Source organism: Alkalicoccus halolimnae (assembly GCF_008014775.2).
Classification (GTDB): domain Bacteria; phylum Bacillota; class Bacilli; order Bacillales; family Salisediminibacteriaceae; genus Alkalicoccus; species Alkalicoccus halolimnae.
The window spans coordinates 1,888,920-1,904,867 of record NZ_CP144914.1 but is presented as its reverse complement, the minus strand read 5'-3'; the positions used below and the strand labels follow the sequence as shown (position 1 = coordinate 1,904,867).

Here is a 15,948-nt window from a genome sequence, read left to right as displayed (position 1 = left end):
ATTTAAGCCCCCGGCTGTTTGGAATCATACTTCTTCTCAGGCATATTTTCCGGGTAACCATAACTTCCATGTTCACTCATATCCAGTCCGATAAGCTCTTCTTCTTCAGACACTCTCAGACCTCCAAGTACTTTTTCCAGAACTTTCAAAATAATAAAAGCTACGGTAAAGGCATAGAGTGCAGAGACAGCAACGCCCGTAAACTGCACTCCCAGCTGCGCAAAACCACCGCCATAAAACAGGCCGGGCTGTCCGCCATTCATTTCTGAAAGTGCCGGTGTAGCAAAAAATCCTGTTGAAAGTGTCCCCCATATACCTGCTACTCCGTGTACAGAGAGAGCAAATATAGGATCATCAATTTTACTTTTTTCAAAGAACACCATGCTGAAGTGAACGATAAATCCAGCTACAATACCGATAATGACCGCTGCCCACGGGGCAACAAATGCTGTTGATGCCGTAATTGCTACAAGGCCTGCCAGGGCACCATTCAACATTGTTGGAATATCATTTTTACCGGTTACAGCTGAAACTATTACCATCGCTGCAACGGCACCGGCAGCTGCGGCAAGCTGTGTTGTCAGGGCAACATAACCAAAGAATGCTCCGTCAACTCCAAGTGTAGAACCACCGTTAAATCCAAACCAGCCTACCCATAAAATGAGTACACCAAGTGCTGTATAGACCTGGTTGTGTCCGGCAATATCATTAGATGTTCCATCTTCGTTAAATTTCCCGATACGAGGCTTTAAGATAATTGTGGCGGCAAGTGCAGCCATTGCTCCTGTCAAATGAACAACAGTGGAACCAGCGAAGTCCTGCTTACCGAGTCCGGCTAACCAGCCGCCCCCCCAGATCCAGTGTGCTACGACAGGATAAATGAAAGCAGAAAAAGCAACGGCAAAAATAATATAGACAGATAATTTCGCGCGTTCAGCAAACCCTCCGAAAGCAATAGTTAATGCAATGGCAGCAAATGCGAGTTGAAAGATAAAATCAACTGATCCAGCAAGTCCATCTACGGCAGAAGTAAAGTCTCCGTAAAAGAAGTCTGACATTCCAATAAATGCATTTCCTTCCCCGTAGATAAACCCATAACCTACGGCCCAAAATACCAATGAGGCAATTCCAACTGTAAATATCGTCTTACCGGCAATATGGCCGGCATTTTTCATTCGCGTTGATCCGGCTTCAAGAAGAATGAACCCTCCCTGCATGAGCAGAACCAGAATAAAAGCGACAATCACCCATACATTGTTTAATAAAAACATTTCGTCCATCGTCTTCACTCTCCCCGAATTATTTTGCTGTCAGCAAATATGCCAACAACTTATGACCCTTAGTATACCGGCTGAATATTCTGACACAATAAAAATGTCAGATTATTTAACATACTATTTTCCGTACAATCATCTGCGTATTACGCTTGAACGTATGGCTATCAACAATGTAAACGAATTCAAGAAAACTATTTCCTATTCCATATTTTCTTTCAAAACAATCCATAAAAAGAGCCGTTCTGATTATTTTCTCAGAACGGCTCTTTTTTTCTTCAATACTGTCTGTTCGATATAACCTGTCCCGAAAAGAACTCCGGCGACTATGAAAATAAATCCAAGTATCTGGGTGATATAAATAGATTCTCCTAAAAGAAAATAAGATCCAATAAGCGCAAAAAAGGGAACGAAATTGTTAAAAAGCGCTGTCTGTCCAGGGCCGATTTTTTGAATTGCCGCATTAAACAGTAAATGTCCCAGACCGGTTGCAAGGATCGCTGAACTCAAAAAAACGAACCAGACCAGACCGGTTTGAGAAGTTAAAGAGAACCCGCCCGGCTCCACAAAAAAGCTCATAACCAGCAGACTGACAGATCCGATAAGAAGCATCAAAGCCGTCATCCATCTTGGAGAAATCGTGCCGGAAGCTCTTTTAATTAATATGAATGAAAAAGCCTGGGACAGCATGGACAGGAATATATACAAATCTCCGGAGGAAATCATCGCGACTCCTTCTTCGGGGTTTAAAATGATAAATGAAATACCGGTAAACCCCAGGGCAATGCCGGCAAATCTCCACCTGGTCAATGGATCACCTAAAAATATCATTGCCAGAACAGCCGTAGTCAGAGGTATTAAGCCGAGGATAAGCGACCCATTGGCTGCTGTTGTCTGCGTGAGTCCTACAGCTAACAGCGAATGATGACCGACCTGCCCGAATAGTGATGCAGCGAGAACGATTCGCCACTGTTTTTTGGACAGTGATTTCATTTCCCGCAGCAGACATACGGCCAGCAGGGCACAAATCCCGGCTAATCCGATTCTCAGTCCCTGCATTTGTACGGGAGGCATGTGTTCTACTAAAAATTTCACCGCTACTACGTTCAACCCCCATATAACCATTACGAAAAGGAGCAGCAGATATGTATTCAAACGTGACATTTTAACCCTTCTTTCCTGGACACATCTTTTTCTACGATACTATGACTTTTTGAATAAAGAAAGAAATCCCTTTACTTTCTTCTAACCATCCCATATTTATGGTATCTTTAATATTGATTCTTTATCTATGGCAGAAGGAGGCAGGCCGTATATGATAAAAGAAATTTTTGTACTTCGGAGTATCGGCTGCCTGAGCATCGTGCTTCTCCACAGTATTTATATTGGTATCCAAACCGAGACTATCCGGGAAATGGGGGAATTATCTGCTATTTTTTTTGATTCCATCCAGATGATTCTTTATTACGGGACCCCCATGTTTATTTTCATTTCCGAATTTCTGATCGCTTATTCCTATAGAAACAGAGAGCTCCCGAATTACTTTTTAAAGAAAAGACTCCGCTTTATCCTTGTTCCATTTTTCGTCATGGGAGTCTTTTACGCCCTTCCTTTCTTTTCAGGCGGGATGCAGGAAGGGTTCAATAAAATTCTTATGAATATTTTTATCGGGGACTATCACGGGTATTTTATCCTCATCATTTTTCAGTTTTACCTGTTTCATTTTCTATTTCACTCCAAACTTAAAAAATGGCCGCCGAAGATTGTGTTACTCGTTTCGTTTCTTATAAATGCTGCTTATCTGATGTTCTTCAACTTCACCTCTCCTCCGGAAGCATGGACTATAGGTCCATACATTTGGGAACGTTTTTATTGGCTTCCTATGTTCGGCTGGGTATTTTATTTTACAGTTGGCTACTACGCAGGTACGAATTTCGAGAGCTTTTCAAAATTCATTTATAAATACCGCTACCTTTTCATTATAGGACCCATTCTGACCAGTATATTAATGCTCACCCTGTACCACTCAGGTAGTCTTGCTGTTCACAGTTCAAAGCGGACGGATATACTGATTCATACGATTATGTGTATCTTTTTTCTGTTTTATATGACCTCCCGAATGAAAGAACTTCCTTTTTTTCTGGAATACGTCAGCCGCTTTTCATTCGGTATTTATCTCCTTCATTATTTTTATATTTTCCTGTTTGATTTTTTCTATCAGCTTCAGCCTTTTACTATTGGATTTCTTTATATTATTGTTCTTTTTGTATTTAGTTTATCTGCATCAATAGCGACGATAATTATCGTTAACAAATGGAAATATGGTTTTCTGCTTATCGGACAGATCGGGGCGCCCTATTCCCCGCCGAAAAAACAAGCGCTCAAGCGGTAGTTAAGCTTGAGCGCTTGTTTTCTATTCTTCTCTTCTTTTCGCATCAATAATCAGCTGAAGAAGCTGCAGACGCTGAAGATCGTTAACAGAACTTCTAGCAAACTGGAAAGAAAGCCTGTTGGAATCAACGCGGTGAACAAAGACGAGATCCAGTTCAGGTATGACATCAATTGACTGCCCGTATCTGCCTACAGCAGAATACATCTTTAGATCTCCATAGGGTGCTTCCGTCGCTACCCACCATAGATACCCATAATCAAATAATGTATTTCCCGGCACTTCCCTCTGAGCCTCAGTACTCCGCTCCACCCATTGTTTGGGTACAAGCTGCTCCCCCTCCCAGGATCCATTCTGCAGATACAGCTGACCGAACCGTGCCAGATCTCTTGCTGAAATTCGGAACAAATAGGAAGGATGCCTGGAGCGGCGGTCTTCAAACTTATAATTCGTATCTGCCAGCTCAAAATCTTCCATCCCGAGCGGGTCAGCTAAACGCTCCTTAAAGTGCTCAAATAAATCCGCCTCTGTCTGTTCGTTATAAACTGACCCAAGAACATTAAAGTCCCAGTTGTTATAGTAAAAAAACTCCCCGGGCAGATGACTGCCGCGGTTGGGCCGTGCGAGACGCATCCCCCACGATTCTTCTCCAGCCGGAAGATAAACACCTGATGAAGAAGTCATTAAGTTGGAAAGTGTTGCCTGCTTTTCTATTGGTGTTAGCGGGGTCTGGTCGTCTATTTCGTAATCTTCCAGGGAATCAAATAAGTGGAAAGAGCCGCGCTCCATTTCAATCCCGTATAAAGCAGAAAGCAGGCTTTTTCTGATCGAATGGGCATTTGTATTTTTTGTTACGTCTCCCCAGGAAAAGAGTACTTTCCCTTCAGAGATGACTATGGCTGCAGTAGAATTTAGTGAATCGTAGTATGTACGAGCCTGTTCAAGTGCCTCCGGGTTAAATCCAGCCTCTTCTATGGACGTATGAGTTTCCCAGGTTGTTTCTTCTGCAGCTTCACGGGAAAGATAAACATACATAAACAATCCCACCAGACTAATAATTATGATTATTAAGACGCCGATTAATCGATTAAACAACACTATCATCCTCTGCTGATGTCTCTGCTTATTCAAATATAACAGAACTCAGGGAGGAGGGCTATTCCTCTACTTGACGTTAATAAAAAAAGCTGATAGGTTAAACTGTACAACTTAACAGTTGCGAAGATAGCGGTGGGCAAACTATCGTTGGAGCAGCTTCTGGAGAGACTGCATGCAGGCAGCGCCGAAGGGTTCACAATCTCAGGCACATGGACAGAAGAAACCGAATGCAGCTTTTCGGAATTCAACGTGTATGGGATTGGTTTATAAACCAATTCTTTTTTTTGTTGACTTCTTTTAAATAGTTGTCTTTACAGAAGTCGATCATTAAGAACTCCCCTTCGTTAACGGCAAGAGCTTTTCCCTTTAACAGAGAACTCGTGCAAAACAGCCGTACCCTGTTGGATGGAAATGTATTCAAACGTTCATTTTCAAGGCAGGTTTTATTCAAATTGCAGACAGGAGTGACAAAGATGTCCCATAAAAGAGCAGTGGTCAGTGTAGTAGGTAAAGACCAGGTCGGTATTATTGCTAAAGTTACCACCGTTTTAGCAGAAAATGATGTTAACATTCTGGATATTTCTCAGACGATCCTTCAGGATTTTTTTACGATGATGATGCTCGTAGAAATAAATAAACCAGATGATCTCGAAAACCTTGCTGAAGAGTTAAACAAAGTCAGCAGTACTATGAAATTAAAAATTGATATGCAGCGGGAAGAACTTTTTCAATCGATGCATCGGATTTAAGGAGAGATGACAATGAGCCTGGCTTTTCAGGAAATACAGGAAACTATCCGCATGATTCAGATGGAAAAATTAGATATACGTACAGTAACAATGGGCATCAGCCTGAGAGACTGCATCGATCAGGATCCATCTCGCACGCAGCAGCTTGTGTATGACAAAATTACTTCGTCCGCTAAATATCTCCGCAGGACAGCTGACAAAGTAGCCGAGGAATACGGCATCCCAATTGTGAATAAAAGAATTTCCATTACCCCCGCTTCAGAGCTCCTCGGAGCAGCTACAAAAGAGGACGCGGTCGCCCTCGCAGAAACGCTGGACAAAGCGGCCCTTGCGACTGAAGTGGATTTTATAGGTGGATTTTCCGCCCTCATTCATAAAGGTATTACAAAAGGGGACGCTGTTCTGCTCGACGCACTGCCGGAAGCCTTGAGCCGTACTTCCCGCGTCTGCGGATCGGTTTCAGCTGCCACAACGAAAACCGGTATCAATATGGACGGCATAAAACGTTTAGGAGAAATAATTAAAGAAGCTTCTGAACTTACTGCTGAGCAGAATGGAATAGCCTGTGCAAAGTTTGTTGTGTTCTGCAATCCTGCGGAAGATAATCCATTTATGGCAGGAGCTTTTCACGGAACAGGCGAACAGGAAGTCGTTCTGAATGTAGGTGTCAGCGGACCCGGAGTCGTTCTTCATGCTCTGCGCCGTTATCCGGAAGCCGATTTAGGGGAAGTTTCCGACGTGATAAAACGCACCGCGTTTAAAATAACGAGAGCCGGTGAATTAATCGGCCGTGAAGTAGCTGAACGTCTGAATACATCTTTTGGGATCATGGATCTTTCTCTTGCTCCCACAAATGCAATGAATGATTCTGTAGCAGAAATCCTTGAAGAAATTGGTTTGGAAAGAGTAGGGACACACGGAACTATAGCTGCCCTGGCCCTTATGAACGACGCCGTTAAAAAGGGCGGAGCGATGGCCAGTTCCTATGTAGGAGGCCTATCAGGAGCTTTCATACCTGTATCTGAAGACAACGGTATGATCAAAGGAATTGAGGATAAAGCTCTCTCTCTATCGAAACTCGAAGCGATGACCTGTGTCTGTTCTGTCGGCCTGGATATGATTGCATTAAATGGAGATGCTTCTGCTGCTTCGATATCCGGACTCATCGCCGACGAAATGGCGATCGGTATGATCAATAAAAAAACTACCGCTGTACGCGTTATTCCCGTTCAGGGAAAACGAGAAGGAGATATGGTCGAATTCGGCGGTCTGCTCGGACGGGCTCCCGTAATGGGTCTTAATCCCTTTTCCTCTGAGAAATTCATTAAACGAGGCGGCCGCATCCCTGCTCCACTGCAGGCGTTAATAAATTAATCATTCAGGAACTTTCTTTTTTTCTTCATTGACCTATTGACATCTGCAAGAATATTTTGAATAATGGAACTTAATCCAATCGGAGAATAGTACCCTTCACTCCACTTCTCAGAGAGCGCCGGTTTAAGCTGAGATCCGGGCAGGCCTGGAGGAAGGTGAACCTGCTCCTAATTACGTTTGGACGGCACACTCCGTTATCTTTGAGCGAGTTGAACTGTTGCATCAGTTAATGAAGGTGGTACCGCGGGGAGTTGCGCTCTTCGTCCTTTTAGAGGACGGAGGGCTTTTTGTATAGAAAAAAGCTTAATTTCATTATATTAATCGCTGCGAGCTGCTACAGCTGCACCTGCACGAAGCTGAAATTAAGAAGATACTGTAAGCATCTCCTCTGTTTATAATACTATTACTCTCCTCCGTTTTCAGAGCTCAGTAGAAAGGAAGATAAATATGGTCAAGAAAAGAATTGTCGTTAAAATCGGCAGCAGTTCCCTGACAGAAAAAGACGGAACACTTTCTCCTTTAAAGCTGGCGAAATTCTGTCATGCTTTTGCGGAAGTTAAAAAGTCAGGTCATGAATTAATTGTCGTTTCGTCTGGATCTGTAGCTGCAGGATTCCGGGAAATAGGATACTCTTCCCGTCCGAAAACGGTAAGGGCCAAACAGGCAGCTGCAGCAGTCGGTCAGAGTCTCCTTATGCAGCAGTACCGCTTTTCCCTACAGCAGTACGGAATTACACCGGCCCAGATGCTGTTAACTAAACACGATTTCAGAAATGCGGAGCACTACCAGAATATTTTTGAATCCTTATCAGAATTATTAAAACGTGGTATTCTCCCGATCATCAATGAAAATGATTCGACAGCTGTTGATGAGCTGACGTTTGGTGACAATGATATGCTTTCGGCACTAATCAGCGGGGTCACCCACGCTGATATGCTGATTTTAATGACCGATATTGACGGCATTTACAATGCAAATCCGATTAGTGATCCGCATGCGGAAAAATATACAATGATTCATAAAATTAGTGAAGAACTTTTTGACCAGACTGACACATCTACAACTGCTGTAGGGACCGGAGGGATGCGTGCTAAGCTGCAGGCGGCAAAAGCAGCACAGAAAATGGGTACGGCCGTTTACATTGGAACATTCACAGAAAGTGAAACGTTTGCCCATATTGCCGGATTCAGGGGCGGCGGCACTTATATCGTTCCTGAAAAGGAAAAACAGATGCAGACATATAAACAATGGATAGCGTATCACGCATCCTCCCACGGTTCTATTACTGTTGACGATGGTGCAGCTGAAGCTCTGCTTAACGAAGGAAGCAGCCTGCTGCTTGTGGGCGTGCAACAGATAGAGGGGAAATTCGATAAAGGAGAAGTAGTCAACGTCTACTCTTCAGCAGGTACGCTCATAGGCAAAGGAAAAGCTGCGGATCGTTCCGAGGAACTGCAGCACTTAAAAAGCCTTTCCTCTCCTCCATCTTCCCTTGTCGTACACCGGGATTTTTGGGTTTCTCTCCATAACTCCAATGTAAAGGAAGGTAGATATATATGAATGAAGTAAGAAAAAAAGCAAAAGAAGCCAGACAGTTATCTCATCGGCTGCCGGTATTATCTAAAGAAAACAGAAAGCAGGCCCTTCTTCAAATCGCAGACATGCTCGATGATCAAATAACGTACATTTTAGAAGAGAATCAAAAAGACGTCGCCCTCGCAAAGGAAAACAATGTCGAGTCCTCCCTCATCGACCGGCTTACTTTGAATGAAGAAAGACTTTCTGCAATTACGGACGCAGTCAGGGCCATTGCAGACCTGCCAGATGATCTTGGGAAAACGATATGGGAAGATACGAGACCGAATCGTCTGCACATTAAACAGGTGCAGGTACCAATCGGCGTTATCGGTGTCATTTATGAAGCCCGCCCAAACGTAACTGTCGACATCAGTGCTCTCGCTGTTAAAACAGGCAATGCCGTCATTTTACGGGGCAGTTCCTCCACAATTTATTCTAATAAAGCAATAACTGCTATTATGCAAAAAGCTCTATCGCAAGCAGACTATCCTGCAAAATCGATTCAGCTCATCGAAAATACCGATCGAAGTCTGACAAAAGAAATGTTTACCGCCAGAGGCCTGATCGATGTCATAATTCCCCGCGGCGGCAAATCCCTGATAGATACCGTTGTAAAAGAATCTGAAGTTCCGGTCATCGAAACCGGTGCAGGAAACTGTCATATTTATATCGATAGAAGTGCGGACAGTAAACTGGCAAGAAAGATAGCAGTTGATGCGAAAGTCCAGCGTCCATCGGTGTGCAATTCATGTGAAACACTCGTAATTGATAAAACGTGGGCAGCTGAGCATCTGACTGATCTGGTGAATGACCTCCACTCTTATAACGTGAAGCTCTACGGGGATAAAAAATCTGTCATGCTCGACAGCAGAATCCACCCCGCCTCTGAAAGCGATTGGGAAAAAGAATATTTATCTTTGGAAGCAGCTGTGAAAATTACAGAAAATCCAGAAGAAGCGGTCGAGCACATACAACACTACAGTACAAAACACTCAGAGTCGGTCATTTCCGAAGATGCTTCCGTTGTCGAATTATTCTTTAATGAGGTGGATGCAAGCACCCTTTATCATAATGCCTCTACTCGATTTACTGATGGATTTGAGTTCGGTTTTGGCGCAGAAGTTGGAATCAGTACACAAAAACTCCACGCGAGAGGTGCAATGGGACTGAGTGCTTTAATGACGACAAAGTATCTTGTCTCCGGCCAGGGCCAGACAAAGGGTCAGCTCCCTCTTTCCGCTGAGAATCAGGAGTAAAACGTGCTTTTTATTTAAATATATGATATAGTTGGTAAGATGTAATCCCACAGAAGACAGGAGCGTTTTAAGGAATGAACGTACGTAACGATTTAAGAAATATTGCCATTATCGCCCACGTTGACCACGGAAAAACTACACTGGTTGATGAGCTGCTAAAACAATCAGGAACATTCAGTGAACATGAACAAGTAGCTGAGCGCGCAATGGATAACAATGATATCGAAAAAGAACGCGGTATTACCATCCTTGCTAAAAATACAGCAGTGAAATACGAAGATAAAAGAATTAACATCCTGGATACACCGGGCCACGCCGATTTTGGAGGAGAAGTAGAACGAATCCTTAAGATGGTGGACGGAGTACTTCTCGTCGTTGATGCTTTTGAAGGATGTATGCCGCAGACACGCTTTGTACTAAAAAAAGCGCTTGAGCAGAAATTAACTCCGGTTGTAGTTCTGAACAAAATTGACCGCCCGATGGCGCGTCCTGCAGAAGTTATTGATGAGGTTCTGGACTTATTTATTGAACTGGATGCTGATGAGGATCAGCTAGACTTCCCCGTCGTTTATGCATCCGCCATTAACGGAACAGCAAGCTTAAAAGACGACGACCAAAATGATGATATGTCCGTTGTCTTCAAAACTGTTATCGATAATGTTCCAGCCCCGGTTGACAATGCGGAAGAGCCGTTTCAATTTCAGGTAACAATGCTCGATTATAATGATTATCTCGGCCGTATCGGTGTCGGCAGAGTGTTCCGCGGCACAATTAAAAAAGGAGATCAGGCTACACTGATTAAACGGGACGGTACGGAAAAAACTTTCCGGATCACTAAAATGTTTGGTTTCTTCGGTTTGAAAAAAGAAGAAATCTCCGAAGCCAAGCCGGGAGATCTTATTGCGCTTTCCGGAGTAGAAGATATTATGGTTGGCGATACGATCTGTCCTCCGGAACACCCGGAACAAATGGAACTTGTGCGGATCGATGAGCCTACACTTCAGATGAAATTTCTCGTTAACAACAGTCCCTTTGCAGGTCGTGAAGGCCAGCATGTAACAAGCCGGAAAATTGAAGCCCGTTTGATGACCCAGGTGGAAACAGACGTCAGTCTGCGCGTGGAACCAACCTCTTCCCCGGATGCCTGGACCGTTTCAGGACGAGGAGAGCTTCACCTTTCTATACTGATCGAAAACCTGCGTCGTGAAGGATTTGAACTCCAGGTTTCCAAGCCGGAAGTTATCATTAAAGAAGTGGACGGCGTCAAGTGCGAACCGTTTGAAAGTGTGCAGGTTGACGTACCGGAAGAATACACCGGATCGGTAATGGAATCTCTTGGAGATCGTAAAGGCGAAATGCTGAATATGATTAATAAAGGGGATGGCCAGGTCCGACTGGAATTCCTTGTTCCTTCAAGAGGTCTGATCGGATACACGACAGAATTTATGTCGCAGACAAAAGGCTACGGTATCATTAATCATACGTTTGACAGTTATCGTCCTAGAGCTCAGGGACATGTCGGCGGACGTCGACAAGGGGTTCTTGTTTCCATGGAAACCGGCAAAACAACAAGCTACGGTATGATTCAGCTTGAAGACCGCGGCACTCTATTTGTTGAGCCTGGTACAGATATCTATGAAGGAATGATTGTAGGCGAGCACAACAGGGATAATGATTTGTCTATTAACATCACAAAACTTAAAGCTCAGACAAATATCCGCTCCGCTACAAAAGATCAAACAGTTACTATGAAGCGCCCTCGGCTGTTAACGCTGGAAGAAGCGCTTGAATATCTGGATAACGATGAGTACTGTGAAGTAACTCCGCAGTCAATCCGCCTCCGCAAAAAAATTCTCGATAAGAGCAGCCGCGAACGTGACGAAAAACGCAGCAAGCTCGCTTCACAAGAATAAACTTTTCCCCGGGAATAATATTCCCGGGGATTTTTATAATATAACTCCCCCCCTCCCGGCGATCAAACCCGGCTGTTTTCTTACACGAATATAAATTGACAGAAATAATAATCAGACCAGTCACAAGTTTTAATCTCCCGCCTGCGAACCTTGCACTTTTATGAAAAGCATATAATTAGTCAGAAGGTCAAAAAATGTTTAATATTCAGAAATTTCAGGTTATTTTATTTGTAGGAAGGGTATTTATAAGTCGAAGACCTCTTCTTCAAAGTGAACATATTTCAATATGGAAGGAGAATGACAATGACAGACGATCCAGTCCCTGTCCTTGAAAATTTTTCGCTGGAACAGCCTGCAAAAGAAGACGGTCAGGAAATGTGGGCACTGGCTAAAAGAACATCTCTTGATGTCAATTCAGCTTATAAGTATATAATGATGGCGGAATATTTTTCTGAAACATGTGTATCTGCTAAAGTCGATGGAAAAGTTGTCGGTTTTATTACTGCTTTTATTCAGCCTGAGCATCGGGAAGTGATATTTGTCTGGCAGGTAGGTGTAGACAGCTCTCAACGCGGACGCGGGCTCGCGTATAAAATGCTCGATGAACTGATGAACAGGGAAAGTACAAAAGATGTTCTTTATCTGGAAGCAACTATAACGAAAGACAATACTGCTTCCCAGGCGCTTTTTAAAAAACTGGCTAAAGAACGAAAAACATCATGTACTGTAAAAGAAACTTTTCCAGCTGAGGTCTTCCCCGGTCAGCAGGGAGAAGCTGAATTCACTTATCGAATCGGTCCATTCAGAAAGTAAATGCAAACTTCAACTGTTTGTATTTGTGTCATTCAAGGACTTTTGTTAAATATAACTAATAAGATCAGGACTATAAATATTCAGGAGGAACAGCTTATGACTAACAAAAAGCTTGAATTAATAGAAAACCTTGAATCCAGCGTGAGAAGTTATGTCCGCAGTTTCCCGGCAGTCTTCACCAAAGCCCGCGGGTATAAAATGTGGGATGAAGACGGAAATGAGTATATAGATTTTTTTTCCGGAGCAGGCGCTTTAAACTACGGCCACAATGAACCTTCTATGAAACAAAAGCTCGTTGATTATATATTAAAGGACGGGATCACCCATTCACTGGATATGGCAACCGATGCTAAAGTTGACTTCCTTCATAATTTGAATGAAATCATATTAAAACCTAGAAATATGGATTACAAAATTATGTTCCCTGGTCCGACGGGAACAAATACTGTAGAAAGCGCTTTAAAAATCGCGAGGAAAATGACTGGCCGCACAGATGTTGTCAGTTTCACGAATGGTTTTCACGGCATGACTGTCGGCTCACTTGCAGTCACAGGGAATTCTATGAAACGAAAAGGGGCCGGCATCCCTCTAGGACATTCGGTGACAATGCCTTATGACAACTTTGTTGAAGATGAAGAAGACACACTCCATTATTTTGAACGTTTCCTTGAAGACAACGGCAGTGGAGTAGCCGTCCCCGCAGCCGTGATATTGGAAACCGTGCAGGGGGAAGGAGGAATAAACGCTGCAAGTATGACGTGGCTGAAAGAACTTGAAATAATTTGTAAAAAATGGGAAATAGTTATGATTGTTGATGATGTGCAGGCCGGCGTTGGAAGAACAGGCACTTTTTTTTCTTTTGAACCGGCAGGCATAGAGCCTGATGTGATCTGTTTGTCTAAATCAATTGGAGGATATGGGCTTCCACTGGCCATTACACTAATAAAACCGGAACTTGATGATTGGATCCCTGGAGAACATAACGGAACTTTCCGAGGCAATAATATGGCCTTTGTGACAGCTGCGGAAGCATTAACTTTCTGGAAAGATGCGGCTTTCGAAAAAAACATCCAGGAAAACGCCGCTATTGTAACAGAATTTCTAGATGATATGATCAAAAAATACCCCGAAATGAAAGGATACCGCAAAGGACGGGGTCTCATGCAGGGCATTGCTTCAGATATTGACGGGTTCAGTGAAAAAGTTGCTGAGCATGCATTTAAAAGATTTATGATTATGGAAACTGCAGGAGGACAAGATGAGGTATTTAAACTTTTTCCACCGATAAATATTGATAAAGAAGGCCTTCGTTCCGGATTGGAAACGATAGAACTAAGCATTAAGGATGCCCTCACTTCTATGGGAATCGATAAAGGAGCGATAAAAAGCTGATTATGTTAAAATAACAGCTACCATCCCCTGCGGACGTTTATCCCGCAGGGGATTTTACAGGAGAGTTTTTATGAATTCATTTTTAGACAAGACAGAAACACCAGCCGCAGCTGTGATCGGCGGACTTTTATTTACTATGCTGAACCTGCCGCTTGCCTGGATGCTTGGGCCATTAACCGCTGTCTTTCTCTGGCAGCATGCTTCCAATAAGAAGCTTCCATGGCATCCGGTTATCAAAGAAATTGGACTTGTTACGCCCGGTATTTCTTTCGGCCTTTATTTTACCAGTGACGTTTTAGAGAAAATGGTCCCATATGTTATTCCATACATAGGCGCTGCATTATTACTTATTGCCTCAAGTATAGCTATCGGACTGTTAATTTCCAAGTTTACTAAGCTTTTACCCGCCACAAGCGTTTTCGGCACCATCCCCGGCGGCCTGACTGAAATGGTTATAGCAAGCGAGGAACTTAGAGCTGTTCCTTCACAGGTACTGATATTTCAGACTGTCAGGCTTCTTATCGTACTTTTTGTAGTGCCGTATATGATCGTGTTTATATTCAGCAGTTCAGGCACCCCGGAAATTCAGCTTCCTTCAGGAGACGGAATATCTTTTTGGACATATCAGACTTCATTCTTTTTTGCAGCGGGATTGCTTGGCTACCGTCTGCGAAAACTGCTTCCCGCAGGCATCATGATCATTCCACTGTTATTAACTGTGGGAATGATGCTTAGTCCGGTCAGTCTGCCCGCGGTTCCGGAAATGCTTTTCTACGGAGCACAGCTTGCTGTAGGCACAGCACTTGGAAAAAGTATATCTTACAGTGATATTAAAAAAGCCGGAAAATACAGCGGCTTATTTGCTGGAGCTGCAGCTGTTATAATTATTATTGCCTCACTTTTAGGAGCCGGCCTTTATTTCATAACTGATATGGACCTTGTAACCGCGCTTCTCAGTACAGCGCCCGGCGGATTAATTGAAATGGTGCTGACGGCTTCCATAACTGGAGCAGATCCAGCTGTAGTGACCTCCCTCCAGCTGCTCAGAATATTAATTATTATCATTTTCGTTCCTATTTTTCTGAAAAAATTTCTTGCTAGAGGCTGAATTCATCCATAGCGTCTTTTAATTTTTCATCCGTTATTCCGATATACCGGAGGGTCACACTCTGCGAAGAATGGTGAAAAAGCTTCTGTAGAAAAGCTGCGTCTTCATACTGCTTGAAAAAATGGTACCCGAATGTTTTTCTCATCGTATGAGTTCCTGTAATTGTTACTCCGGCTTCTTCCCCCGCTTTCTTTAAAATTTTATGTACTCTGTCGCGTTGAAGTGCCTGCCCGGTTTTCCGGGAAGAAAATAAAAATTCTTCGTCTGTCATTGAAGCCGTATACTCAAATATGCGGCTTTTTAAGTTTTTATTGATTGGATATTCAGCACCATCCGGTGTAAGTTTAATAAAACGCTTATCTCTGATATGTTTCACTTTAAGATTAAGCAGCTCTTTAGTTTTCATCCCCGTATTGATTCCTATTAGAAAAATAAAGTAATCACGTTCCGAAGATTCAGCCAGAACTTTTTTCATTTTCTTTATATCTTCTGGATTTTTCAAGGGCCCGCTGCCTCTTTCCCCCATCGCTCCGATAGCCTGGTAATCTGATTTCATCTGTAAAGCTCTTTTTTCATTTTCCTTCATCTGATTGAGTCTCACAATCCTTGCTTTGGTTTCTTCTGTACCAAATCTATTAAGAAGACTGCCTTTTTCTTTATCGCTTAAATACACACTGTATCCGTATTTCTTTTTAAAATCCAAATTTCACTCCCCCTATTGAATAATGACTATGCACGCTGCATTTAATAATTAGTTTACGCTTCTATAAAAAACCGCTTTCGTTTCTATAAGGGCACAGAGGTCCTGCCCGGAGATCACTTCCACAACAGGTCAAGTGCAGTGAAGATTTCCATAATGATAACAGCGAACGCTTACAAAATAATAATAATACTAAAACCTCATTTAGTATTATAACACACTTAAAACTATATTAAACCACGCTCGACGTCTTAAAATAATACAAAATGAGCTCTCTGTATTATCAGTTATTAATAAATTTCTT

At 42.9% G+C, this 15,948-nt stretch carries 13 protein-coding genes and 1 riboswitch; of the genes, 9 read left to right on the top strand and 4 right to left on the bottom strand.

Annotated features, from left to right (window positions below; genetic code table 11):
- Window positions 1–2: 2 nt before the first annotated feature.
- Both FTX54_RS08670 and FTX54_RS08665 read right to left on the bottom strand, forming a co-directional pair.
- Entirely contained in the window at window positions 3–1,280 is a 1,278-nt protein-coding gene (locus FTX54_RS08670; RefSeq protein ID WP_147802209.1) for an ammonium transporter, read from the bottom strand.
- Between the two features lie 243 nt (window positions 1,281–1,523).
- The gene (locus FTX54_RS08665) at window positions 1,524–2,438 is read right to left on the bottom strand and encodes a DMT family transporter (protein ID WP_147802208.1); all 915 of its coding nucleotides are present in this window, start codon (window positions 2,436–2,438) and stop codon (window positions 1,524–1,526) included.
- A 151-nt stretch (window positions 2,439–2,589) separates the two neighbouring features.
- Between FTX54_RS08665 and FTX54_RS08660 the strand changes: the two genes are divergently transcribed.
- Window positions 2,590–3,666 carry an acyltransferase family protein gene (locus FTX54_RS08660; protein ID WP_187254422.1) on the top strand — a complete coding sequence of 359 codons (1,077 nt, stop codon included), beginning with the start codon at window positions 2,590–2,592 and terminating at the stop codon, window positions 3,664–3,666.
- Between the two features lie 21 nt (window positions 3,667–3,687).
- Here the strand turns inward: FTX54_RS08660 and FTX54_RS08655 are convergent, their stop codons facing one another.
- Window positions 3,688–4,758: a serine hydrolase domain-containing protein gene (locus FTX54_RS08655; RefSeq protein WP_147802206.1), complete on the bottom strand. Its 1,071-nt coding sequence runs from the start codon at window positions 4,756–4,758 to the stop codon at window positions 3,688–3,690.
- A 152-nt stretch (window positions 4,759–4,910) separates the two neighbouring features.
- Window positions 4,911–4,988: riboswitch (glycine riboswitch) on the top strand.
- 246 nt (window positions 4,989–5,234) lie between these two features.
- Here FTX54_RS08655 and FTX54_RS08650 point away from each other — a divergent pair.
- From FTX54_RS08650 to FTX54_RS08615, 8 genes are all read left to right on the top strand, one after another.
- Complete coding sequence (locus FTX54_RS08650; protein WP_147802205.1) at window positions 5,235–5,510, top strand: ACT domain-containing protein; 276 nt, start codon at window positions 5,235–5,237, stop codon at window positions 5,508–5,510.
- Window positions 5,511–5,522: 12 nt separating this feature from the next.
- Window positions 5,523–6,884, top strand: coding sequence for a PFL family protein (locus FTX54_RS08645; RefSeq protein ID WP_147802204.1), 1,362 nt, complete (start codon window positions 5,523–5,525; stop codon window positions 6,882–6,884).
- Window positions 6,885–7,331: 447 nt separating this feature from the next.
- Window positions 7,332–8,444: a glutamate 5-kinase gene (proB, locus tag FTX54_RS08640; protein ID WP_147802203.1), complete on the top strand. Its 1,113-nt coding sequence runs from the start codon at window positions 7,332–7,334 to the stop codon at window positions 8,442–8,444.
- Window positions 8,441–9,718, top strand: coding sequence for a glutamate-5-semialdehyde dehydrogenase (locus FTX54_RS08635; RefSeq protein ID WP_147802202.1), 1,278 nt, complete (start codon window positions 8,441–8,443; stop codon window positions 9,716–9,718). Before proB ends, FTX54_RS08635 begins: the two co-directional genes overlap by 4 nt.
- A gap of 74 nt (window positions 9,719–9,792) precedes the next feature.
- Window positions 9,793–11,631 carry a translational GTPase TypA gene (gene typA / locus FTX54_RS08630; protein WP_147802201.1) on the top strand — a complete coding sequence of 613 codons (1,839 nt, stop codon included), beginning with the start codon at window positions 9,793–9,795 and terminating at the stop codon, window positions 11,629–11,631.
- Window positions 11,632–11,934: 303 nt separating this feature from the next.
- Window positions 11,935–12,444: a diaminobutyrate acetyltransferase gene (gene ectA / locus FTX54_RS08625; RefSeq protein ID WP_147802200.1), complete on the top strand. Its 510-nt coding sequence runs from the start codon at window positions 11,935–11,937 to the stop codon at window positions 12,442–12,444.
- A 96-nt stretch (window positions 12,445–12,540) separates the two neighbouring features.
- On the top strand, window positions 12,541–13,836 hold the full coding sequence (ectB, locus tag FTX54_RS08620; RefSeq protein WP_147802199.1) for a diaminobutyrate--2-oxoglutarate transaminase: 1,296 nt from the start codon (window positions 12,541–12,543) through the stop codon (window positions 13,834–13,836).
- A 70-nt stretch (window positions 13,837–13,906) separates the two neighbouring features.
- A complete protein-coding gene (locus tag FTX54_RS08615) occupies window positions 13,907–14,944 on the top strand; it encodes an AbrB family transcriptional regulator (RefSeq protein WP_147802198.1) in 1,038 nt (345 codons plus the stop codon).
- On the opposite strand, the gene FTX54_RS08610 is transcribed toward FTX54_RS08615, so the two are convergent.
- Entirely contained in the window at window positions 14,934–15,647 is a 714-nt protein-coding gene (locus tag FTX54_RS08610) for a tyrosine-type recombinase/integrase (RefSeq protein WP_147802197.1), read from the bottom strand. The genes FTX54_RS08615 and FTX54_RS08610 overlap by 11 nt on opposite strands.
- Between the last annotated feature and the right edge of the window lie 301 nt (window positions 15,648–15,948).

Excerpts from the sequence above, each read along its gene's own strand:
- FTX54_RS08650 (WP_147802205.1), top strand. The coding sequence starts at position 5,235 with ATGTCCCATAAAAGAGCAGTGGTCAGTGTAGTAGGTAAAGACCAGGTC.
- typA (WP_147802201.1), top strand. The coding sequence starts at position 9,793 with ATGAACGTACGTAACGATTTAAGAAATATTGCCATTATCGCCCACGTT.
- FTX54_RS08635 (WP_147802202.1), top strand. The coding sequence starts at position 8,441 with ATGAATGAAGTAAGAAAAAAAGCAAAAGAAGCCAGACAGTTATCTCAT.
- FTX54_RS08660 (WP_187254422.1), top strand. The coding sequence starts at position 2,590 with ATGATAAAAGAAATTTTTGTACTTCGGAGTATCGGCTGCCTGAGCATC.
- proB (WP_147802203.1), top strand. The coding sequence starts at position 7,332 with ATGGTCAAGAAAAGAATTGTCGTTAAAATCGGCAGCAGTTCCCTGACA.
- FTX54_RS08670 (WP_147802209.1), bottom strand. The coding sequence starts at position 1,280 with ATGGACGAAATGTTTTTATTAAACAATGTATGGGTGATTGTCGCTTTT.
- ectB (WP_147802199.1), top strand. The coding sequence starts at position 12,541 with ATGACTAACAAAAAGCTTGAATTAATAGAAAACCTTGAATCCAGCGTG.
- FTX54_RS08615 (WP_147802198.1), top strand. The coding sequence starts at position 13,907 with ATGAATTCATTTTTAGACAAGACAGAAACACCAGCCGCAGCTGTGATC.
- FTX54_RS08665 (WP_147802208.1), bottom strand. The coding sequence starts at position 2,438 with ATGTCACGTTTGAATACATATCTGCTGCTCCTTTTCGTAATGGTTATA.
- FTX54_RS08645 (WP_147802204.1), top strand. The coding sequence starts at position 5,523 with ATGAGCCTGGCTTTTCAGGAAATACAGGAAACTATCCGCATGATTCAG.
- ectA (WP_147802200.1), top strand. The coding sequence starts at position 11,935 with ATGACAGACGATCCAGTCCCTGTCCTTGAAAATTTTTCGCTGGAACAG.